This is a genomic window from Paraburkholderia xenovorans LB400 (assembly GCF_000013645.1).
GTDB classification, from domain to species: Bacteria; Pseudomonadota; Gammaproteobacteria; order Burkholderiales; family Burkholderiaceae; genus Paraburkholderia; species Paraburkholderia xenovorans.
The window spans coordinates 2,539,541-2,561,297 of the sequence record NC_007952.1; the positions used below are offsets into that span (position 1 = coordinate 2,539,541).

General features: G+C 63.4%; 17 protein-coding genes. 1 reads left to right on the plus strand and 16 read right to left on the minus strand.

Annotated features, from left to right (window positions below; translation table 11 throughout):
- Nucleotides 1-168 precede the first annotated feature (168 nt).
- From BXE_RS33205 to BXE_RS33265, 13 genes are all read right to left on the minus strand, one after another.
- Nucleotides 169-1,134 (minus strand): nucleoside hydrolase, encoded by a 966-nt coding sequence (locus BXE_RS33205; RefSeq protein WP_011492508.1) that lies wholly within the window; start codon nucleotides 1,132-1,134, stop codon nucleotides 169-171.
- On the minus strand, nucleotides 1,131-1,520 hold the full coding sequence (locus tag BXE_RS33210; protein ID WP_007177990.1) for a cytidine deaminase: 390 nt from the start codon (nucleotides 1,518-1,520) through the stop codon (nucleotides 1,131-1,133). The genes BXE_RS33205 and BXE_RS33210 overlap by 4 nt, the downstream gene beginning before the upstream one ends.
- Before the next feature lie 15 nt (nucleotides 1,521-1,535).
- Nucleotides 1,536-2,813, minus strand: a complete 1,278-nt coding sequence (locus BXE_RS33215) for a NupC/NupG family nucleoside CNT transporter (protein ID WP_011492509.1) — start codon at nucleotides 2,811-2,813, stop codon at nucleotides 1,536-1,538.
- A gap of 193 nt (nucleotides 2,814-3,006) precedes the next feature.
- A complete protein-coding gene (locus BXE_RS33220) occupies nucleotides 3,007-4,194 on the minus strand; it encodes a thiolase family protein (protein ID WP_011492510.1) in 1,188 nt (395 codons plus the stop codon).
- Between the two features lie 46 nt (nucleotides 4,195-4,240).
- The gene (locus BXE_RS33225; protein WP_011492511.1) at nucleotides 4,241-5,674 is read right to left on the minus strand and encodes an efflux transporter outer membrane subunit; all 1,434 of its coding nucleotides are present in this window, start codon (nucleotides 5,672-5,674) and stop codon (nucleotides 4,241-4,243) included.
- 10 nt (nucleotides 5,675-5,684) lie between these two features.
- A complete protein-coding gene (locus BXE_RS33230) occupies nucleotides 5,685-7,256 on the minus strand; it encodes a DHA2 family efflux MFS transporter permease subunit (RefSeq protein WP_011492512.1) in 1,572 nt (523 codons plus the stop codon).
- 7 nt (nucleotides 7,257-7,263) lie between these two features.
- A complete protein-coding gene (locus BXE_RS33235) occupies nucleotides 7,264-8,391 on the minus strand; it encodes an HlyD family secretion protein (protein WP_011492513.1) in 1,128 nt (375 codons plus the stop codon).
- A 91-nt stretch (nucleotides 8,392-8,482) separates the two neighbouring features.
- Nucleotides 8,483-8,899, minus strand: coding sequence for a MarR family winged helix-turn-helix transcriptional regulator (locus BXE_RS33240; RefSeq protein ID WP_007177996.1), 417 nt, complete (start codon nucleotides 8,897-8,899; stop codon nucleotides 8,483-8,485).
- A gap of 80 nt (nucleotides 8,900-8,979) precedes the next feature.
- The gene (locus BXE_RS33245; RefSeq protein WP_011492514.1) at nucleotides 8,980-9,402 is read right to left on the minus strand and encodes a MarR family winged helix-turn-helix transcriptional regulator; all 423 of its coding nucleotides are present in this window, start codon (nucleotides 9,400-9,402) and stop codon (nucleotides 8,980-8,982) included.
- 68 nt (nucleotides 9,403-9,470) lie between these two features.
- Nucleotides 9,471-10,775: a TolC family outer membrane protein gene (locus BXE_RS33250; RefSeq protein WP_011492515.1), complete on the minus strand. Its 1,305-nt coding sequence runs from the start codon at nucleotides 10,773-10,775 to the stop codon at nucleotides 9,471-9,473.
- Nucleotides 10,768-12,885 (minus strand): peptidase domain-containing ABC transporter, encoded by a 2,118-nt coding sequence (locus BXE_RS33255; RefSeq protein ID WP_011492516.1) that lies wholly within the window; start codon nucleotides 12,883-12,885, stop codon nucleotides 10,768-10,770. Before BXE_RS33255 ends, BXE_RS33250 begins: the two co-directional genes overlap by 8 nt.
- A gap of 12 nt (nucleotides 12,886-12,897) precedes the next feature.
- Nucleotides 12,898-14,103 (minus strand): HlyD family efflux transporter periplasmic adaptor subunit, encoded by a 1,206-nt coding sequence (locus BXE_RS33260; protein ID WP_011492517.1) that lies wholly within the window; start codon nucleotides 14,101-14,103, stop codon nucleotides 12,898-12,900.
- Nucleotides 14,104-14,162: 59 nt separating this feature from the next.
- The gene (locus BXE_RS33265) at nucleotides 14,163-15,125 is read right to left on the minus strand and encodes a hypothetical protein (protein ID WP_040124481.1); all 963 of its coding nucleotides are present in this window, start codon (nucleotides 15,123-15,125) and stop codon (nucleotides 14,163-14,165) included.
- Between the two features lie 23 nt (nucleotides 15,126-15,148).
- Between BXE_RS33265 and BXE_RS46100 the strand changes: the two genes are divergently transcribed.
- Complete coding sequence (locus BXE_RS46100) at nucleotides 15,149-15,541, plus strand: hypothetical protein (RefSeq protein WP_148223035.1); 393 nt, start codon at nucleotides 15,149-15,151, stop codon at nucleotides 15,539-15,541.
- Nucleotides 15,542-15,617: 76 nt separating this feature from the next.
- Here the strand turns inward: BXE_RS46100 and BXE_RS33270 are convergent, their stop codons facing one another.
- From BXE_RS33270 to BXE_RS33280, 3 genes are all read right to left on the minus strand, one after another.
- On the minus strand, nucleotides 15,618-17,831 hold the full coding sequence (locus BXE_RS33270; RefSeq protein WP_049782307.1) for a fimbria/pilus outer membrane usher protein: 2,214 nt from the start codon (nucleotides 17,829-17,831) through the stop codon (nucleotides 15,618-15,620).
- 351 nt (nucleotides 17,832-18,182) lie between these two features.
- A complete protein-coding gene (locus BXE_RS33275; RefSeq protein ID WP_011492521.1) occupies nucleotides 18,183-19,073 on the minus strand; it encodes a transglutaminase family protein in 891 nt (296 codons plus the stop codon).
- Nucleotides 19,070-21,733, minus strand: a complete 2,664-nt coding sequence (locus BXE_RS33280) for a circularly permuted type 2 ATP-grasp protein (RefSeq protein WP_011492522.1) — start codon at nucleotides 21,731-21,733, stop codon at nucleotides 19,070-19,072. The genes BXE_RS33275 and BXE_RS33280 overlap by 4 nt, the downstream gene beginning before the upstream one ends.
- Nucleotides 21,734-21,757 lie beyond the last annotated feature (24 nt).

A 21,757-nucleotide genomic window follows, 5' to 3' on the forward strand; every position in this document is an offset into this window, starting at 1 on the left:
TGTGCAGGAATGTAGCAAAGATTGAAGATCGACATCCGCCACGATTACCGTGGCCCGGCGTGCTGCACTGCACAGCGGCTCAGGTCAGATCAATCCGCGCCATGCCGTCTTTGTCTTTCGCTCTTTACCTCCGGTGTCGGCTATGTCGGCTATACGGCGTCCTCCTTCTCAAAGCGTGCCGCAAATGGTGTTCTCGTAAAGCGCGAGCATGCCCGGCACATCCACCGCCATACATACCTTGCAGTCGGGACGGCTGTCCCAGTCCGGCGCGGGCACGGGCATGGCCGACGGTTTCTGAATGGATTGACCCACCGCGATACCGTCGGTCAGCACGCGCACCGGGCCGCTGCGCGTCGTATAGAGATGCGGCGCCAATACATAGGCTACCGCCGACGAATCATGCACATAGATGCCCGCAAGCTGCGCGCTCTGCTCGTGAAACGCCTCGTAGTGCCGCGACACTTCCCATACGAACCGACCCGCCGCGCCGCCGCGAGCACGCAGCGACGCCAGATAATCGTGGCTCATGATAGTGCGCTGCGTAACGTCGAGACCGACGATCGCGACCGGCCACGCCGCGCCGAACACGATGTCCGCGGCATCCGGGTCGCCCAGAATGTTGGCCTCCGCAGCGGGCGTGACGTTGCCGAGCACACCGTCCGTGCCGAACGCGCCGCCCATGATCACCACCTGTTTGACGAGCGGCGCGATCTGCGGATCGCCGGCGAGCGCAAGAGCAAGATTCGTGAGCGGCCCTACCGCCAGCAGCGTCACTTCACCGGGATGCGCGCGCACCGTGTCGATGATGAAGCGGTGCGCGGGGCGCGCGTCGAGCGGGGCCTGCTCCGTTGTATCCAGCGCGATATTGCCGAGCCCGTTGTCGCCGTGAATCCATGCGAGCGGTTCGGGCGCGGCGCGCCTGAGCGGCGCTGCCGCGCCTCGTGCGACCGGCACCCCCGCGGCAAACCGCCCGGCGAGAAAGCGCGCATTGCGCGTGGTCGTTTCGATCGTTGCGTTGCCGAATACGCTCGTCAGACCGAGCAGTTCGATATCCGGATGCAGCGCCTGAAACACGAGCGCCATTGCATCGTCCACACCCGGGTCGGTGTCGTAGATGACCTTGTGCATGCTCATAGATAGAACGCGTCCGGCAATTGTTCACGCGCGGTCGTGTCACGCGTGGCGCCATGCAGATTGCCGAGGCGAATCGGCAAATCCGGTCCGCCCAGTTCAATGATCACCTGGCGGCACGCACCGCACGGCGCGATCGGACCTTCCGTGTCGCCGATCACGGCGAGCGCCGCAAACTGGTCACGCTGATAGCCCGCCGCAATAGCGCTGAAAAACGCGGTACGTTCCGCGCAATTGCACAAACCATACGACGCATTCTCGACGTTGCAGCCGTCGAACACCTTGCCGTCCCGGGTCAGCAGCGCCGCGCCGACCTTGAACTTCGAATACGGCGCATAGGCCTTTTCTCGCGCGGCACCGGCGCGTTCCAGCAGTTGTTCCATATTCATACAGCGATCCTCGCTTCAATTCAGCGTAATGAACATGCCCGCAATCGTGGCGCTCATCAGGTTCGAGAGCGTGGCGGCGAGCACGACACGCAGGCCGTAACGCGCGACTTCGGCACGGCGCTCCGGCGCGACGGCGCTAAAGCCGCCCGTCAGCACCGCAATCGACGAAAAGTTCGCAAAGCCGCACAGCGCAAACGACAGGATAGCAATGGTACGCGGATCGAGCGCCTGCAAACCGGCCGCGGTCACGCTCGCGGCGTCTTTCAGATACGGCGACAGCGACGCATAGGCAACGAACTCGTTGAGAATGACCTTCTGCCCGAGAAAATTGCCGGCAATCGCCGCCTCGTTCCACGGCACGCCGATCAGATAAGCAAGCGGCGCGAACACCATGCCGAGCACCGATTGCATGGACAGTTGCGGATGGCCGAACCAGCCGCCAATACCGCCCACGATCCCGTTGAGCAGCGCAATCAGCCCGACGAACGCAATCAGCATCGCGCCGACCATCACCGCGATTTTCAGGCCCACGGTCGCGCCGGAACTCGCCGCTTCGATCACATTGGCTGGGCGCTTCTCGTCGAAGTTGAGATTGTCGAGATGAACCCGGCTCGGTTCGGTGGATGGGTGAATGATCTTCGCGAACAGCAAGCCACCCGGCACCGCCATGAACGAGGCCGCGAGCAGATACTCGACTCGCACGCCGAGGCCCGCATACCCCGCCAGAACCGACCCGGCGACCGCCGCCATGCCGCTCGACATCACCGCGAACAGCTCGGCGCCGGTCATGTCGCGCGTAAATGGTTTGACCACGGCGGGCATTTCGCTCTGACCCAGAAAGATCGTGGTGACCGCGGAAAACGATTCGAGCTTCGACACGCCGAGCAGCTTCTGGAACAACGTGCCGAGCACGATCACGATCCAGCGCATCACGCCGATGTAGTACAGCACGGAGATCAGCGCGGTAACGAAGATGATGGCCGGCAGCACGCGCACGGCGAACACGAAACCGCCGTCGCCGAAAACCTGGAACATCTTCGCCTGCACGAGGCCGCCGAACAGGAACTCGATGCCCGCATTGCCGTAGCCGAGTACATGATTCACACCGGAGGCCGCGCCCGAAAGAATCGACTTGCCGACCGGGACGAAAAGAATGAACGCGCCGATACCGATCTGTGCCAGTAATGCGCTAATTACAGTCCGTAAGCGGATCGCACGCCGGTTGGTCGAAAAGATGAAAGCGATAAGCAGAAGTACGGCAATACCGAGAATGTTTCGAGCGATCAGTGCCATGTCTCTTCGTGTTCTTGTGAAAGTGGCAATGATGCTAAACGAAACTCGTACTGGAGGAAAAACTTTAAATAGAGGCGCACGCACCATTGCCGAAGATTCAGTCAGGATTGATGCGCCGCGCATTTGAACAATAGCGACGGGGTGTGTCGAGGTATTTCGCACGCCGATGCACTCCGCCGCGATCGATTCAGAATCAGAGCATTTCCAACGCCAGCGCAATTCCCTGCCCGCCGCCGATGCACAGCGTAACAATGCCGCGTTTGAGACCGTCGCGCCGCATGGAATGGAGCAGGCGCGTGGTCAACACGGCACCGGTCGCGCCAATGGGATGGCCATGTGCAATCGCGCCGCCTTGCACGTTGATCAATTCGTCCGCAATGCCGAGTCTGCGCGCGACCGCGATCGGCACGGCGGCAAACGCTTCATTGATCTCGAAGCGCTCGACATCGTGCAATTGCCAACCCGCTCGCGCCAACGCCATCTCTACGGCCGGCACGGGACCGAGGCCGAACATGCCGGGTTCGACCGCGGCGACGCCGTACGCCACGAGCCGCGCGAACGGCTCGATGCCGTGTGCTTCCGCGAAACCGCGCCCGGCCACCAGCATCGCGGCCGCGCCGCTGTTCAATCCGGGCGCGTTGCCCGCGGTAATCGTGCCATCCGGGCGAAATGCCGGACGCAGTTTCGCCAGCGTTTCCACCGTGGTGTCGGGCCGCGGCTGTTCATCGCGCGTGAAGTGCTGCGGGCCTTTGCGTCCCGCGGTTTCCACGGCGACCAGTTCGGCGTCGAAATCGCCGCGCGCCTGTGCCTCGCTGAATCGCTGTTGCGAACGCGCCGCCCAGCGGTCCTGTGCTTCACGCGTGATGTCGAATTGCGCGACGAGGTCTTCGGTGTGCCAGCCGGAGTGCTCGCCCGAAAACGCGTCGTTCAGACCGTCGCGCAGCAGGCTGTCGTGGATTTGCGCGTTACCCATGCGGTAGCCCCAACGGCCGCCGTCGAGCAGATACGGGGCGCGGTCCATGTTCTCCATGCCGCCTGCGACTGCCACATCGCCGAGACCGAGCAGGATCTCCTGCGCCGCCGACGCGATGGCCTGAGCCCCCGAGCCGCACACGCGATTGACGGTCAACGCCGGCACGCTCACCGGCACGCCGCCGCCGATCGACGCCTGGCGCGCCGGATTCATCCTGTTGCCGGCCTGAATCACGTTGCCCATCACGACCGAGCCCAGCGCGGCCGCGTCGAGCCCACTGCGACGCAATGTCTCACGCACGGCGATCGCGCCGAGTTCGGTGGCGGGCACCTCTTTCAGCGATCCGCCGAATGCGCCGATCGGCGTTCTCACCGGATTGCAGATCACTACTTCTCGCTGATTCGTCATCGTTTCTCTCCAGTTGGATCAACAACTCACTGGCCACACGCTTGCATCAGTTGTTCGCCGATACCGCCGTGACCGCGTCAGGTACATCCCAGCCGCCGCCGAGCGAGCGGTACAAAGCGACCGCCGACAACGCGTGCTCGCGTTTGGCCTGGTTCAACGACTCGGCGTCGCGCAGATAGGCTTCCTGCGCCGCGAGCACGTCCAGGAAACTCGACGCGCCGCCCTTGTACAGTTCCGTCGACAGACGCAGTGCGTGGTCCGACGCATCGAGCGCGCCGCCAAGCCGTTGGACCTGCACTGCGCCGCTCACCAGATCGCTGCGGTTGTCCTCGATTTCCTTGAGCGCTTGCAGCATGGTTTGCTGCAGACCGAGTTGCGATTCGCGCATGCGGCTTTCGCTCGCGTCGATATTCGCGGTGATGCGGCCCGCGTTGAAAATCGGACTCGTTGCGTTCAGGGCGGCGCTAAAGAGGTTGTCGGTCAGTGTCGGCAAGCCGAGGTAGGACGAGGCCAGCAAACCATCGGCGAGATTGAGCCTGAATTGCGGATAGCGCTGCGCTTTCGACACGCCGACTTCCGCCGCGCGCTGTTCGACCGTTGCGTATGCGGTGCGTACGTCGGGGCGCTGGAGGAGCGCTTGCGAAGGCAGCATCTGCGGAACGCTTTGCGCGGGCACCGGAATATCGCGTGCATGGGCAAGCAGCAAACTGTCCACGCTTTCCGGCGTGCGCCCCGAATACACCGCGATCAGACTCAACTGATGCTGCACCGCCGATTGCACACGCGGAATCTGCGCCTGCAAATCCTCCAGCTGGTTCTGCGCGCGGGCAACGTCCAGTTGCGTCGACAGCCCGTAATGCAGACGCGCCTGCGTGAGCTTCAACGCGCGTGCGCGAATCTGCTCGTTGTCGTTCAGAATCTGCAATTGCGATTGAGCCCAGCGCAGATCGATGTACGCCGCAGCGGTATTCGCCGCGAGCGCGAGGCGCACCTGATTCAAAGCCGCCTGACGTCCCGATACCTGCGCCTGCGCCGCGAGCACCGCAAGACGCTCGCCGCCGAACACGTCGGGCGTCCAGCTGGCCGTTACGCCGAAGCCGGCCTGACGCACATAACCGAGCGGCGGCGGCGCGTTCTGGCGCGAGTCGGACGCGCTCGCGCTCGCGTTCAGCTCGGGCAGCAGGGCCGCGCGGTTTTGCGTCGCCAGATCCTGCGCCTGCTTGACGCGTTCCACGGCCGCCTGCACGTCGAGATTGCCGGTCAACACGGATTCGACCAGTTGATGCATGACGGGGTCGCCGAATTGCGCCCACCACGCATCCGCGCTCACGCTGTCTTGCGGCGCATCGACATTCCACGCAGCGGGCGCGACGGTCTTCACCGTCTGCGGCAAATCCGCATGCGTTGCAGGCTGCACCGCGCACGCCGCGAGCGTCAGCAGGGCGGCGCTCGCCAGTACTTTGAGAAGGATCGGTTTCATGGGGAAATCCTCAATGGGCATCGGGTGGCGGAGCGTTGTTGCCGAACGGCCGCGAGAACAGCACGCTCAGCAGGCCGACCACGAAACACAGCGACAGGGCGAAGAAGGTGTCGGAGAACGTGAGCACGAGTGCTTCGCGCATCAGCAGCGCGTGCAGTTCGCCGAGTCCGGCGTTTGCCGCGTTCAGCACGTTGCCGCCCACGGCCGCGAAATGCGCACCCTGTTGCTGCAAGATCGACTCGACCACCGGGCGGCCTACGTTCAGATGTTCGTCGAGCCGCTCGTAGTGCAGGTTCAGGCGGTCGTTGAGCATGGTGCTGCTCACCGCGATACCGATCGCGCCGCCGAGGTTGCGCATCAGATTGAACAGGCCGCTCGCGGAACGAAGCCTCGACATCGGCAATGAACCGAGCGCCATCGTGACAATGGGTGGAATGCAGAACTGCTGGCCGATACCGCGCAACGCCTGCGGGATCAGCAACTCCTGCCAGCCCCATTGATTGGTCAGCGGCACGTACAGATAACAGCCCATGCCGAACAGCACCAGGCCGAACACCAGCAGCAGCCGCATATCGACAAAGCGCGCGACCACCGAATACGCCACCATCGCGGCCAACTGAAAACAGCCGACCGACAGCAACGCCACGCCGATCTGCAACGAATCGAAGCCACGTACACGCGATAAAAACACGGGCGTCAGGAACACCGCGCAAAAAATGCCGATCCCGGTGATGAACGACAGCAGGCTGCCAATGCCAAAATTGCGGATCGCCAGCGCGCGCAAGTCGACGATCGGCTCTTTCGCAGTGAACGCATGCACGATGAACAGAAAGCCGCAGATCGCCGCTATCCACGTGCACGTCACGATCACGTCGTCGCCGAACCAGTTCTTGCGCGGCCCTTCCTCCAGCACGTATTCGAGGCAACCGAGAAAACCGGACATCAGCAGGATGCCGAGGTAATCGCCTTTCTTCAGCAGCGACAGGTCGACCTTGTCGAAGTGCACGTACTTCGGCACCATCAGCGTGACGACGACGCCGGGCACCAGGTTCAGATAGAACAGCCAGTGCCACGACCATTGCGACGTGATCCAGCCGCCGATCACCGGACCAACGGTCGGCGCAAGCGTAGCGAGCGCGCTGATGGTGGTGGAGGCGATCAGGCGCTGCTTGCCGGGAAACAGCACGAATGCCGTGGTAAACACCGTCGGGATCATCGCGGCGCCGAGCGCGCCCTGCAAACCGCGGAACAGGATCATCGAGTTGATGTCCCACGCGAGACCGCACAACATGCTGGTGAGCGTGAAGCCGAGGGCGGAAAACGCGAACACCCAGCGCGTCGAGAACACGCGGGTAAGCCAGCCGGACATCGGAATCACCAGAATCTCAGCGATCAGATACGAGGTCTGCACCCACGAGAGTTCGTCCTGGCTCGCGGACAGGCCGCCGCCAATATCCTTGAGTGACGACGCAACGATCTGGATATCGAGCGTCGCCATGAAAAAACCGATGCACATCAACGTGAACGCCAGAACTTTGGTTCGCGTCGGCAGGTCGGCGGGGTTGGCGAGAACTTGGGTCATGATCGGCTCAACCGCGCGCCGGCGTGTTTTCGGCGTTCCGAGGGGCGTCCCCCTGCGGGGCATCCAGATGTACCTTCACCGTGGCGGAGAGACCGGGACGCAACACGCCTTGCATGTCCTTCGGCACGTCGAGGCGCACGCGCACCGGCACGCGCTGCACGATCTTCGTGAAGTTACCGGTGGCGTTCTCGGCGGGCAGCACGCTGAAGGTCGCTCCCGTGGCCGGCGCCAGGCTTTCCACGATTCCGTGAATGCGCCTGCTCGACGCATCGAGATCGACGTCGACACTGTCGCCGACGCGCATCTTCTTCAACTGGTCCTCCTTGAAGTTGGCGTCGATCCACAATCCACTCGAAGGCACCACCGTCAGCAGCGATACACCCGTGTTCGCCAGCAGGCCGACTCGCGCGGTGCGATTGCCGACATAGCCGTCGATCGGCGAGCGGATCGTGGTGTACTCCACGTTCAGGGCCGCCACGCGCTGGGCAGCTTGCGCGGTGGCAATGCGCGCCTCGGCGTCGCCGATCTGCGCGTCGAGCACGGCGATCTGGCGTTGCGCGGCCACCAGCGCCGCATTGCTGCGATCGACCGCGGCATGCGCTTTCGTCAGATCGGCGTCCGCGCGTTCGACCACCTGATTCGATACCGCTTCGTCCTTCACCAGTTCACGGTAGCGCGTCTGGTCCGCGGCGCTGCGCGTCAATTCGGCGCCGGACGCACGGACTTCCGCGGCCTGCTCGTTGATCGTGGCGAGTTGCAGGGATTTCTTCGCCTGCAATTCGATCACCGCCGCTTGCGCGCTCTGCACTTCCGCCGTGGCCTGCGCGAGCCGCGCGTCGTAGTCGCGCGCATCGAGCCGGATCAGCACCTGGTTTGCGTGGACGAACTGGTTGTCCCGCACCAGCACGTCCGTGACAAAGCCGTTCACCTTCGGCGCCATCACGGTGACATCGCCGCCCACGTAGGCATCGTCCGTCGTTTCGACAAAGCGGCCGACGAAGAACCAGTACGACGCCGCCAGCGCCAGCACGACGAGGACCGTGATGACCGCGAGCAGCATCCACGGAATACGCCGTGCCGGTTTGGCGGTCTGCGCCGCGCTCGGCGGGGCGATAGTCGATGGAGTAGTGGACATGTTGTCGGTATGTGCGTATGCACTCGTTACGTTGAAAAAAATGGCGCGTCGAATGCGCCGGCCATCCGTTGCCGCACTCGCGGCGTCGGACTCAATCCCGTGTCATTGCAAACAGTTCGCTACGCAGTGCGGCCGCGCGCCGCTCGCCGAAACGGTGCTCGAATTCGGCTTGCGCGGCATACCAGTGTTCGCGGCCTGCCTTCAGCCGTTCTTCACCTGCGGCGGTGAGCGCGATCGTCAGCGCCCGTGCGTCGGCGCCGAGTGCCTCGCTCGACACCAGTCCATTGCGGCGCAATGGCTGGATCGTGCGGACCAGGGTGGTGCGTTCCATGCGCATGGCCTCGGCCATCTGCTTCATTGTCATGGGACCGGTGCGTTTGAGCCGCCCCAGCAGCGAAAACTGCGTAATGGTCAGCCCAACGTTGCCCAGATGCCGGTCGTAAATCTGCGAGACATAACGCGCGGCCTGGCGGATGGCAAAACAGTCGTCGTCGATCAGCCCTTCCATTGCTGCACTTCCTGTGAGTGAGTGCGTATGCACATAAACAGACGCACGAATGCCCGAGTGAACGAGCGCGGACGCCTCAACTAGCCGGTGATGCTGAACAGCTCGGCGCGCAGCGTTTTGGCGCGTGCATGGCCGAACTTCTTTTCGAACTCGTCCTGCGCGGCACGCCACGCAATCGCGGCCTGGTCGAAGGTTGCTTCGCCCTTCTCCGTCAGGCTGAACAGCAACGTGCGGCCGTCATGCTCCGCGGATTCCGCCACCACCAGACCGTCGCGCTGCAAAGGCTTCATGGCGCGGACCAGCGTGGTGCGTTCCATCACCATCGCATCCGCCAGATCCACCATAGGCAGGTTCGGCGTGCGCGCGAGCTTGGCGAGAATCGTGAACTGTGCGGCCGTCAACCCGACGGCGCCGAGATGGCGCTCGTAGATTTGCGTGACGTGCCGCGCCGCCTGACGCAGCGCGAAACAGTTGCATTCGTCGTAAGAGAGAGGACGGTTCATAAAACGCAGTCTATATGTGCATACGCACAGAGTCAAGTTTCGCCGGTTTGAACACTCTGTTGCGTAATTCAGTGCACCAGCATGTCGTTGATCTGGACCACGTCGGTGATGCTCAGGGCGGCCGTGTCGCCTTTGAGTTGCATCAGTGCGACGATGGCGTCGTAGCGGGCGGCCAGCAGATCGCGTTGCGAGGAATAAAGCGCATCGATCGCTCGCAGTACGTCGCTGGCCGTGCGGCTCCCTACCCGAAAGCCGATCCGGGTTGCCGCCAGCACCTCCTGCGAAGAGGCCACGAGGTGCGTGAGCAGATCGATTCGCGTGCGTCCATACTGGTAGCGGCTGTAATCGTCGCGCGCCGCGGTCTCGGCGTCGCGCGACGCGCCTGCAAGGCCTTCTTGCGCCTTGTCTTCCAGCGCGGAAGACGCCTTCACCTTGGCCTGCGTCTCACCGCCGGAGAAAACCGGGATCGAGATGGCGAGCATACCCGTTGTCGTGGTGGTGGGCCGCGAGTAGCCGGACGCCGCGCCGGCCGGGGTATAGCTTCCGGTCAGATAAACCGACGGCAGATGCGCCGACGTGGCCTTGCTCACCTCCATTTTCGCAATCTGCCAGTCCAGTTGTTTCAGTTGAACCTCAAACGCGTGATCCCTGGCCTGGCCGGCCCACGCATCGATGTCTTCGGGTTGCAGGCGCGGCATCGGCAACGAGTCAGGCAAACGCGCGAGCGTTTCGAACGGCACGCCGGTGGCTTGCTCGAACGCCCGGCGCTTCGCACGCAGGGCATTTTCCGCATCCATCTGTTCCAGCGCGACCTTCTCACGCGCGGTCTGGGCGTCGCGCAGATCGATCAGCGTCGCTTCACCGCCCGCTTTGCCCCGATTGATCAATTGAAGTTGCTGATCCACGGCGCTCGCGTATTCGCTGACGCGCCTCAATTCGTCTTCGGCAACGAGCGCTTCGAAATACACGCGCACGGCGCGCAGAATCGCAGCCTGTTGCGCGGCATTCATTTCGACCGTGCCGCGCGCTTCGACAAAATCCGCTTGCCGGTAGTTGCTCCATTTCGTCCAGTCGAACAACGGCTGCGCGATATTGATGGTCCATCCCGACTGCCAGTAAGTCGTCTTCGGGAAGCCATCTGTCGCTATGCTGTTATAGGTGCGCCCCCAACCCGCGGAAATCTGCGGCAGCAGGCCGGCGCGCGCCTGCGGAACCGCCTGCTGTGCCGCCGCGTAGCCGGCCCGCGCTTGGGCGAAGCTGGAGTCGCGGCCGAGCGTCTGTTGCGTCACGGTGAGAAGGTCGGTCGCAAACGCGGGACTCGCAATGGCGCACAACAGACTGATCGCAACGCGCGCGAAGCGGAACTCAAACATGGGCCGGCTCCCGCAACCGATGCGGATGATCGGGCATCTCCGGCACCAGTGCGCCGTCCATCAGGCGATAGCGAACGTCGAACGCGGCGGCCAGTGACCGGTCGTGTGTAATCACAACAACCGTGCAATCCAGCCGGCGCAGCAAAGCGGCGACGTGCTGCACCGAAGCCGGATCGAGATTGGACGTCGGTTCGTCGAGCAGCAGCAGACTGCGGCCCTGATAGAGCGCGCGCGCCAATAGCAAGCGCTGCCGCTGGCCCGCCGAAATGTTCGCGATCGTGTCACTAATGACGGTTCGTGTGCGCATGGGCAGACGCATGACGTCCTGTAGTAAGCCCACGTCTTCGAGTAGCGCGTGCACGCGGTCTTCGTCGATGCTGGCCGCAAACAGGGTGATGTTCTCGGCAATCGAGCCGTGCAGAATCAGGTCGCCCTGACGCATGTGTGCGGCATGCCGCCGGATCTCGTCGACGGTCAGATTGGGCCATGCAATGCCGTTCAGTGCTATCTGGCCTTCCTGAAGCGGTTCGGAAGCCGACAGCAGTTTGAACAACGTCGATTTCCCCGCGCCGGACGGCCCCGTAATGGCGATCTTGTCGCCGTGCCGGATATCGATGCTCACATCCCGCAGAACCGGCTGGTCGGACACGCCGTAGCGAAACGTCACATTCCGCACTTCGACCCGCTCGAACTTGCGCATCTCGGTCACGCGGTTGCAGTCGGCCAGCGGCGTGTATCGCTCCTCTTCGCACTCGACGATATCCGCCACACGCGCAGTCGGCACACTCAGCATGAAGTAGGCAAACGCACCGTTGACCGCGTGTGCAAAGCGCTCGGACATCAGCGACTTGTAGATCAGAAACGAATAGAAAACGCCCACGGAAACGGTGCCGGCCAGCATCAGCCGCGCGGCGAACCAGGTGATCGCAATCGTGTCCGCGTACTGGACCAGCTTGAGGATTGCGTCGCGCGCGCTGGTCAGCCGGTTACTCGCCAGCAGCGCGCTCACATATTCCTTGTACTTGATCATGAAAAGCGCCGTGCGGCGCGTCTCGCCCTGGGCGAGCTTGATCAGGCTCGCCGCGCGGATCGTCTCGATCAATGCATCGTCGCAACGCGCCGACGTTTCGAGCACCAGTGCATGGTTGTCCCGCATGCGGGCGAACATACCCAGCGCGACCGCAAGATAGACGACGAACATGCCCACCGCGACGGCCGTCAGCATGCGGCTTTGCACGAGCATCAGAACGAGTGCGAGCGACCCCACGGCGATGTCGATGCACATCGACGTCACGGTTCGGGTAGCGTGTACGCTGATTTCGTCCTGCGCCTTGATGCGCGCGAACACGTCGCCGACATGGCGCTTCTCGAACCACGACATGGGATTGCGCAGAAGATGGCCGAGCAGCCCCTCGGTCATGTTGATCTGCGTAAGCTGATGCAGCAATTCGACAAGACGCGTCTCCACATACTGACTGAGCGCACCGACCGCGAAGATGCCGGCAAATGTCAGCACCAGCACGCCCAGCAGATTCATGTTGTCAGCCGAGACCACGTAGTCGAGTACGAGATTGCCCAGATAGGGCATGGCGAGGATCGCGAACTGGCTGCCCAGCGCGACGAACATGACTTTCGCCAGTTGCTTGCGCAGTGCGGGATTCAACGCCCGCACGCGCGCCAACGCGCCGGGCACCTGCGATTTCGCGCGAATGCGCGGCATTGCAGGGGTGGCCGAGCATTCGAGCAGATAGCCGGACACGCTCGCCACGAACGTGTCCATCGAAACCCGCCGCCGGCCGCTGGCAGGATCGACAACCTGAACATAGCCATGACCGCACTTCTCGAACACCACGAAATGCGCGCCACCAAAGTGGAGAATCGAGCCTCGCTTCACCGACGGCAGATCCGCGACGTCGAACCGGTAAGCCTGCACGGCGAGGCCGAATTCGGTCGCCACGTCGTACAGGTCCATCAAGGACAGGCCGTTCGCCGATATCGGCCTGAATGCGGAGAGCTCGCGCACTTCAGTGGCGCGGCCCAGGTGCGAGAGCACCATTGCCAGGCAGGCATAGCCGCATTCCGCGACTTCGTTCTGAAAAATCGTTCGCACAAGGCCCCCTGATTAGCCTCTGATCATGCGGAAAAGCGGCGCCAGCACCCATTCGGCAATCGTTCTACGCTCGATGACGATGCTCGCCGTGGCCCGCATGCCAGGCAAAATGTCGAAATGCTGTTGGCCGTAGTCGAATGTCTTGCCCCGCAGCGTGGCCCATGCCAGGTAGTCGCCGTCTCCGCCCGCCTGAGCGGCAAGGGCGCCTGGCATGCCCGGAAGTGAGGGAGACGACTGCATGGTCGTGTCCGATATGGAGTCGATACGCGCTTCGTAGCTGCCGAATTTCGCGTAGGGAAACGCGTCGAATTTGAGCCGTACGGTCTGGCCTTTCTCGACGAAACCCCGACGGCGCGACGGAATGCGCAGCGCCGCCCGCAATGCGCCTTTGTCGTCTGTTGCAATGACGAGCGCAATGTCGGAGGCTTCCAGCGTATGGCCCGCTACGAGCCTCGAAAACGTGACCACGCCCTCGTGCGGCGCCGAGATCGTTGCGTCCTGGCGCGACTGTTCGAAGCGCATCTGGATTTCCTGAACGCTCTGTTCGTGCCGCGCGTCGTTCTCTTTCAGTTGTGCGTCGAGGTCGAGCAGCGCGCCGCTGAGCGTGGCAATCTCGCCGCGCAACTGTTCGCGGCGCGCCACGCCCTGGGCAATGGCGACCTTGACCTGATGTTCGTCGGCACTCGCCTGCTCGATACGGTCGGCGGTGACGTAGTCCGACACCGACCTGAGCCGCACGAGCTTTTGCTGCGATTCGCCGGAAAGCTGGCGGTTCTGGTTGATCTGTTCATCCAGCGCGACGAGTTCCGCTTTACGACTCGACCCGGTCAGCAGCGAAGCATCCCGCTGCGCCGTGAGCTGCGCCTTGCGCTGCGCGTATTGCGCGTCGGCCACACGAATCTGCTCGTCGCGCATTTGCGAGTCGAACTGGGTGCGCTGCCGGCCGTCGCTCGACAACGACAGGTCGCGCTGCAGGGTGAACAAGGGCGCCCCCGAAGCCACACGTTCCGAAGGACGCACGTACACCGACGTCACCAGCCCGCTCAAACCGCGTACCTTCACTTCGGATGGCGATACGATTTCGCACTGCACGTCCTGCTTGAGTTCCACTTCATGCAGAAAGCCAAAGCCGATCGCGACGACCACGATCGCCGATGTGGCATAGGCGATCCATCGCCAGGAAATGTCCTTGTACTGCGGAATACTGGTTGGGTCCATGACTGTCCTGCCGTCTCCGTTCTGAAGACGGGATGTGTGTTTCCTGCGCCAACCGGGAGTTATCGGGCCGGCGCAAATGCGTACATAGAAGGATGTCCGGCAACCAGCGAGCGCGAATAGTTGTCTCTCAAGCCCTTCTCTATACAATCGGCAACGCGCTGTGGCGCGTCGCTGCGCGCCAGTTCGAGCGGATCGAATACGACGGCGTCAAAACGCCCATGCTCGAAGCGCAGATAGAACGGCAACAGCAGCGCGTCGAGCGGCGCGCCCATGCGAAATACGCCGTTATGAATCCGCGCTGGGCGGCCGAAAAGGGATACGCCGACCGTCTCCATCGGATAGCCGCTCAGCGTGAACGGCGGCGCATCGGAGAACAGGACGACCACACCGTTGCGTTTGAGCGAGCGCGCTGCGCGCAAACCCAGCCCGCTGCGATTCGTCTCGCTATAGGTGTGGAGGATGTCGATGTGCGGAATCATCGCCTCATCGCTTCCGTAGATATTCTGCGGCACGCCCGATACGACACCAATGGATGCGAGACCGAGCTGCTTGCGCAGTTCGTCGATCAGATAAATGTTTGCGTATTGAGAGACGTAATGAAACGGCGATACGATGACCGGCCGCCCCGGCGTCGCTGCTTTCACCTTCCTGATGATCTGAGCCAGCGCGCTCGCCGCGCGCTGCAAATCCGGCCACGCTTCCGCGCGGTTGCGCTGGCGCCCGAAATGAAGCCGCTGATCGATCAGTCTCTCGAGCACCCTGCCCGGCAGCACCCGGCGGGCGTCGATATGTTCGAGCTTCAACACGTCGCGCCCGACTTCGCGCCGCTCGATACCGCTCCAGCGGAGCCTCGCGTTGAAGCGACTCCTCAAATACCATGCGGAAATTGCAAGCGGCTCGATCGCGCGCAAAGGAATGCGCGAGAGGCAAGCGCCGTGGAGCCGGTCGCGGCTGTACCTCGCGCCGCGCCTGAAAGCGCCAGGCAACGTACGCAATGCACGCAACGCTTTGAATAACTCCATGCTTGTTCCTTCGTCACGGTGACATGGCCGTTCCACGGGAACGCCATGATTCGTCTTCTGAACGCGAAGCCCAATCGTTCACGTTTGGGCTTCGCGAGACTGCCAGCGGACAATCAGTCCGCTCTTACACCGTTATTGCGACGCTGCTCAGCTACGTGCGCCCGACTGTGCTGCCGGAGCTGCGGTCGGCGCTGCAGCCTTCGGCGGGTTCGCCGGTGCGCAGCAGCACTTGCAGCAGCCGCCGGCAATTTTCGATTGAGCCAGTGCGTTACGATCGATCTTTTGCATTTTCTTGCCTTTTATTGAAAGAATTAAAGTTAGTACAACTACAACCACAAACTACGACTACAAACTACCACCTGCAAAACATGGCTCTTCTTCTTGCGAAACTCGGCCAATTCTCGAATCCTTCCTGAATCTTTTATCGGGCCGCTCGATGTGGAGTCGTTGAAGATCGCCACTTCAAATCCCGTTGGCCAACGCCGGGCAACATTAGTGATGCCCGTTCCCGCGCTCCACATCCGACCATGAGACAACCGAATTGCGCGCGTACACCTTCATGGGCACGGCATTCATGAACAGCATCAGGCGTTCGGCCCCTTCCGTCTGGTTCGCGGTTGCGACATTCGAAGCGATGCTGTCGTCCGCGGAGTGATGCGTGACGACTGCCGCATTTACCTGCGGCGCCATCTCCAGACTGGACGGCTGGACCTTGCTGTCGGGCAGAGCGCGTTGCGGACCGACCTCGATCGGATCGACGTTGCCGGGCAACAGATGCGGCACGGCCGTATAGCCGGGACTGCTCGCGCCCGCTCCCGGGTATTCAGAAGCGCCTGCGCTGTGCTTCGGCTGGACAGTGTCCGTTCCGTCTTCCGGTGTTCCGGCTAGCGTGATGCCTTCCCTGCGGGCGAACACCGAGCCTCGAATGTTCGCCGAAACCTGCGAGTAACCGGAACCACCGCTCGCGCTTCCACCAAAATTCGCGTATGGACCGTGGTACTGGACATTGCCGCCACCTGTGGCCGACCGGTCCGAGTGCGTTCCATACAGGCCGTAACCCAGCTCGTCCGCAGCGCCCGCGGAACCAGCAAGCGTTGCCTGCTCCGACCAGCCGGCACGACTGTCATGCATCAAGCCCGCAGACAGAACCGGCGCATGCTCTGCCTTGCCAAGCGGCACGGAAACGGTGGCAAACACCTGGTTGCTCATTGGCCCGGTCAACCCGGTGCGCTGCCGGGATACCGATACCGTGTAGTTCAGATTGGCGTCGGCCACCCGCAATGCACCGCTGTAGCCGATCTGAAACTGCATGTCGGAGCCCGAACGGTTCCAATAGTCCGATGTCGAGCCGACAACATACAGCGTTCCGCCAGCAGCGCCGAGGCGCTGGTTCAGCGAGATCTGCAGCTGGTTGCGGCGGCGTCCTGCGCCGTTCGCGCCAGAGTCTGCCGGCGCCGCGTCGCGCCCCAGCATGGCGTCGCGTAACGAAAGGAAGCCGCCGGACGAATAGCCATACGCGGCGATCGAAACGTTCGTATCCGTCTGCTCGATGAACTTGCTATAGCCGATACGCAGACTCGTACCTCGCGTGCTTCGCGCCTGCGGCACGTCCGCCTGCGCCGCCGAGATATCGGCCGACAGCGCGCCGATCGGCGTACCGACCGCCACACCGAGCAGGCCGGACAGATAGCCGTCCGCGGCAACCGCCCCGCCGTAGCCCGTCACCATGCCGTTGAAACCGTGCTGGAGCGTGCCTTGCACGAGCGCGCGGTGGCGCTTGATCCGCGGGTCGCGGATCACGCCGCCGGCCACGCTGAACCGCGTTGAAGCCTGCCGCAAAAGCGGCACGACGGAGGTGTACGGCACGGTGAAACTGTGCCGACTGCCATCTGCCTCGGTCACGGTGACAAGCAGATTGCCGCCGTAACCCGTTGCCGCGACGTCGTTGATCTCAAACGGTCCGGGCGCAACCGTCGCTTCGTAGAGGAGGTTGCCGTTCTGCGTGACCGTGACCAGCGCATTCGACATCGCCACGCCGCGCACCACCGGTGCATAACCGGCCACCGCCGCGGACCCTGCGCTATCGATGCTCTCCACCCTTACGCCACGCAAGCCGATGCTGTCGAACACCGCGCCGTCCGTAAACTGGTCGCCGAGAACCAGTTGGCTTTTCAACGACGGAATGTCGCGCTGCAGGTAAGCCGCGATATTCTGATACGACGTGCCTCGCCCCGTCATGGACTGGAGCGCGCCCCGCTCGCGCACTTGCCAATTGCCGATATTGGCGCCGGCAGTGAAGCCGAGATAATTCTGCGTATCCGCCGCCCCTTGCCCTGACGTACGGAACGTATTGAAAGCGTAGCCGAGCGCCGCCGACGGACCGTCCGCACCCGGGTTCACCAGATGTTCGCTCGCGACGGTTGCCTGCTCCGACTCCACGGCATTCGCGCCATCGTCACGCTGACCGTTGAACTGCGCACCGGCGTCCGCCACGGCCTGCGCGTGCGCCGCCGCCGGGACACAGGCGCCGAGCGCACCGAACATCAGCGCATGGGTGCGCCGCCGCGCTTGCCTGCTCAATCCCCGCGTGAATTCGGACTGTCTTTTTGCCGCCATCTCAACACTATCAATGTTCGTTCCGCGCGTGACGATATGCACGCCGCCCCGCATGACCACGATGCTCACGACGCCCCACGCAAAGAACATGCAGCAGGTTTAGTCGGCTCCGGGACGTTCGTTTCAGGTTGGTTCGTTTCAGGTTGCCTAAGGCAATGGGTGAAAGTATCTGCGTCGGCGGTCTCGCCGGCTATACGATTTCACCGAGAAAGCGTCGGAACTTTCCCAAAGATGCCGCAAGATTGATGTCAGACATTGACGTTGAATGGAACTGACACCGTGTCGAGTAACGACACCTGCCGAGCGGAGATTCGCGCCTCTCAGAAGCGAGGGCGGAGTGGTGACGGAAACAGCCGCGACGCCGGTTCGCGGCCTGAACGTTATGAAACACTGGAAGAACTACACCCGCTATCCGCTGGAAACGGCCTGCGCGGCCCGCACCTAAAGCGCGAGAACCGTCACCCCCACTTCCACCCGATGCGCGCCGCCGCCGAGAATCATCCCGCGCAGCAACGACACGTCGCTGTAATCGCGGCCAATGGCAAGCGTGACGTGATCGACATCGGCGAGTACGTCGTTGGTCGGATCGAGATCGATCCAACCGCTGCCGGGGCAATGCACCGACACCCATGCGTGCGACGCGTCCGCGCCAATCAAACGCGGCTGTCCCGGCGGCGGGTCGTTGCGCAGATAGCCGCTCACGTAGCGCGCCGACAAACCCAGCGAGCGCAAACAGCCGATCATCACCTGCGCGAAATCCTGACACACGCCGCTCTTCAATTCGAACGCGCGTTCGGCCGGTGTATCGAACATGGTCGCGGAAGGCTTGTACGCGAAGTCTTCGTGAATGCGGTGCATCAGATCGATCGCGCCGGCGGCGATGGGCATGCCCGGCGGAAAGCTCGGCAGTGCATAAGCGCGCAGCGACGGCCGCGGCACGATGTTCGGCGACGCGAAACAGAACTCCACCTCGGGCCGGAACTGGCCGCCGACGCGAAACCGCAGCGCGTCGGCCACGTCGTCCCATGCGGGTGTCGCCTCGGGATCGAGGTCGGTCCAGCGCGGCGTGAGCGACACGGTGGTTTCGCTGACGAGTTGCAGGCGCTCGTGCGGCGCATCGAGCGCGAAATACAGAACGTCGTTGCCGAATGCGTCGATCCGGCTATTCAGATACGACGGTTCGGGTTCGATCTTCTCGCTGTGCGAGACCACGCGTTGCCACGAGCACGCGATCGGCCGGATCGTCGCGAGATGCTGCGCGGTCTCCACGTAAGTGGAGTACCGGTAAGTGGTGCGATGCGAGACGGACAGCACGGTCGGCGCGTTCTTCATGACCACACCTGCGAGGCGACCGTGCTGGCGTGACTGAAATAGCGCGCGCTGATTTCATGCGCGGCCGCACCGGCAAAACCGCCGATCTGATCGCACACCGCAATCAGATTGCCGTAGGCGCCGTCTTCGTCGACGGCGCACAGCGATTCGAGCGACGGCAACGAAGCGGCCGGCACCATCAATTCGGCGAACGGACGATGCCGCGAGCCGCCCGCCGCCACGGCGATCTCGTCGAGCTTTTTGCGCAGACGCTCGTACACGCCGTAAATACCGCGCGGATTGGTCGGCTCGATGACCAGCAGATCGAGCAACGCCGGCACTTCGAAGCGGCCCGGATAGAGCGAGCGGTACGTGAGCGTGCTGTCGAACAATTGCAGCAGCAGATCGAAACCGGCGGGCGTGGAGAGTTGGCCTTTATCGGCGACTACGCGCAGGAACGAGCTCATCGCCGAGACGCGCTCGATGTGACGGCCCACGAACAGCAGGCGCCATGCTTCGTCGCGGGTCATGCGGTCGCCCTGCGCGCCGCTGATTGCCGACAACTGCACCGACAGGCGTTCGAGCGCGTTCATCAACGTGACGCGATCGTAACGCTCGTAGCGCTCGCCGCGGCCGTTGCCGTTGCCGCCGTTGCCATTGCCATTACCGCCGCCATTGCCCTGCGATGCCCCGCCGCTGTACCCCGGCGCCGGCATCAGCGTCTGCAACGCGTCGCGGAAGTCGTTGCGCGCCGCGAGAATCGTGCGCCAGTGATCGTTCGACAGACGCCCGCGCACCTCCCCGTTCGAGCGCGCCTGACAGTTCAGGTTCTGGCCGATGCTCGCGGCGCCCGTGCTCTCGCTCAGATTGGCGACCAGCGCACGCTCGAAGGCTTGCGGCGAATGCGGCGAGAACATGTCGCCGGACTGCACGAGCCCGCAATGCATGGCGAGTTCGACGAGGGTCGGAAACATCGCGTCGGCGTCGTTGCCTTCCAGCGAGCCTAGAATCAGACGCAGCAGCCGCACGTTGTTTTCGGCCCGCTCGCCGTAACGCCCGGCCCAGAACAGGTTTTCCGCCGCGCGGCTCGACACCGTGCGGTGTTTGCGCGCGAGGTCGGCAGGCTGCATGGGCGAAGGCAGCAGCGTGAAGGTCGAAGTCGGCTGGCTCGACAGCACCCACGTATCGACGCTGCTGCCGCCGTACTGCATGGAGACCGTGGTCTGGCGTTCGGCGGCCATGCGGGTGAAGCCGCCGGGCATTACATGCCAGCCGCCGTTGACGTCCGCGATCGCGTAGACGCGCAGCACCGACGGACGGCGGCCAATGGTGCCGTCTTCGTAACGCGGCGTGCAGGAAAAGCGCTGCGCCTGCTGGATCGTGTAGGTGTCGGGCATGGCTTCGATACGCTCGCGCCACGTCGACAGCCGCTGCCGGCCGTGCTCGATGCCGGGCGGCGCATCGCGCGCGGCGACCGGCCACGTGGGCACGATGAGCGCTTCGTCGAGACGCGCGAAGACATGGTTGCGCGCCGCCTTTTCGCCGCACCACCATGTCGGCACGCTAGGCAATACGAGGTCCTCGTCGAGCAGCACTTCGGCGATGCCCGGCAGGAAGCCATGCAAGGCCGGCGATTCGACAAAGCCGGAGCCCGGCACATTCGAGACGATCACATTGCCCGCGCGCATCACCTGTAGCAAGCCGGGCACGCCGATGCTCGAATCGGCGCGCAGTTCGACCGGATCGCAGAACGCGTCGTCCAGACGCCGCAGCACCACGTGCACGCGTTCGAGACCGGCGAGCGTCTTCAGATAGAGTTTGTCGTCGCGCACGGTCAGGTCCTTGCCCTCGACCAGCGTCACGCCGAGATAGCGCGCCAGAAATACGTGCTCGAAATAGGTTTCGCTAAACGGCCCCGGCGTGAGAAAGGCGATATGCGGCGAACGGTCGACATCGTCGCTGTCGTCCCGCATCGTGGCCTGCGCCGCCTGCACGAGGGTCGCGATCAGTTGCGAGTAGGTCGGCGCGAGCCGGCTCACGCGCAGGGCGCGGAACGGATCGGCGAACAGCGTCGACACGATCAGGCGGTTTTCCAGCGCGTAACCGAGCCCGGACGGCGCCTCGGTGCGATGCGCCATGACGGTCCAGTCGCCGTTCGGCGTGCGCGCCAGATCCACCGCGACCACTTGCAGATACTGGCCGCCCGGCGGCGTGAAGCCCCTCACCGAGCGCAGATAGCCGGGATGGCCGAACACCAGCGCGGGCGGCAGTTGCCCGCGCTCCAGCAAGGTTTGCGGCCCATAAATATCGGCGACGATCGCGTTGAGCAGATGCGCGCGCTGCGTGACGCCGCGCTCGATATGCGCCCACTCGTCCTCGCTGATCAGGAACGGCAGCAAGTCGAGCGCCCACGGCCGCGGCTCGCCGTTGTCCGCATAGACGTTGTAGCTGATGTCGTTGTCGCGGATCTGCTGCGCGACCGAGGCGAGATGATCGTCGAGCCGCGCGATGCCGACTTCGCCGAGCCGTTCGAAGAATTGCCGCCACGGCTCGCGCAATGCGCCCGAGGCGTCGCGTAACTCGTCCCAATGTCCCTCGTGGGCCGGCAGCAGGCGCAGCAGGGACGAAGCGTCCGCGCGCGCCGCGGACGTTTCGAAGGGAAAAGTCGATTGAAAGGCCAAGGTCGTGTCGTTTTAAGAGTGTGC

Excerpts from the sequence above, each read along its gene's own strand:
- BXE_RS33210 (WP_007177990.1), bottom strand. The coding sequence starts at position 1,520 with ATGAATATGGAACAACTGCTGGAACGCGCCGGTGCCGCGCGAGAAAAG.
- BXE_RS33265 (WP_040124481.1), bottom strand. The coding sequence starts at position 15,125 with ATGGAGTTATTCAAAGCGTTGCGTGCATTGCGTACGTTGCCTGGCGCT.
- BXE_RS33270 (WP_049782307.1), bottom strand. The coding sequence starts at position 17,831 with ATGTTCTTTGCGTGGGGCGTCGTGAGCATCGTGGTCATGCGGGGCGGC.
- BXE_RS46100 (WP_148223035.1), top strand. The coding sequence starts at position 15,149 with ATGGCCGTTCCACGGGAACGCCATGATTCGTCTTCTGAACGCGAAGCC.
- BXE_RS33240 (WP_007177996.1), bottom strand. The coding sequence starts at position 8,899 with ATGGAAGGGCTGATCGACGACGACTGTTTTGCCATCCGCCAGGCCGCG.
- BXE_RS33260 (WP_011492517.1), bottom strand. The coding sequence starts at position 14,103 with ATGGACCCAACCAGTATTCCGCAGTACAAGGACATTTCCTGGCGATGG.
- BXE_RS33225 (WP_011492511.1), bottom strand. The coding sequence starts at position 5,674 with ATGAAACCGATCCTTCTCAAAGTACTGGCGAGCGCCGCCCTGCTGACG.
- BXE_RS33250 (WP_011492515.1), bottom strand. The coding sequence starts at position 10,775 with ATGTTTGAGTTCCGCTTCGCGCGCGTTGCGATCAGTCTGTTGTGCGCC.
- BXE_RS33230 (WP_011492512.1), bottom strand. The coding sequence starts at position 7,256 with ATGACCCAAGTTCTCGCCAACCCCGCCGACCTGCCGACGCGAACCAAA.
- BXE_RS33205 (WP_011492508.1), bottom strand. The coding sequence starts at position 1,134 with ATGAGCATGCACAAGGTCATCTACGACACCGACCCGGGTGTGGACGAT.
- BXE_RS33215 (WP_011492509.1), bottom strand. The coding sequence starts at position 2,813 with ATGGCACTGATCGCTCGAAACATTCTCGGTATTGCCGTACTTCTGCTT.
- BXE_RS33235 (WP_011492513.1), bottom strand. The coding sequence starts at position 8,391 with ATGTCCACTACTCCATCGACTATCGCCCCGCCGAGCGCGGCGCAGACC.
- BXE_RS33220 (WP_011492510.1), bottom strand. The coding sequence starts at position 4,194 with ATGACGAATCAGCGAGAAGTAGTGATCTGCAATCCGGTGAGAACGCCG.
- BXE_RS33245 (WP_011492514.1), bottom strand. The coding sequence starts at position 9,402 with ATGAACCGTCCTCTCTCTTACGACGAATGCAACTGTTTCGCGCTGCGT.
- BXE_RS33275 (WP_011492521.1), bottom strand. The coding sequence starts at position 19,073 with ATGAAGAACGCGCCGACCGTGCTGTCCGTCTCGCATCGCACCACTTAC.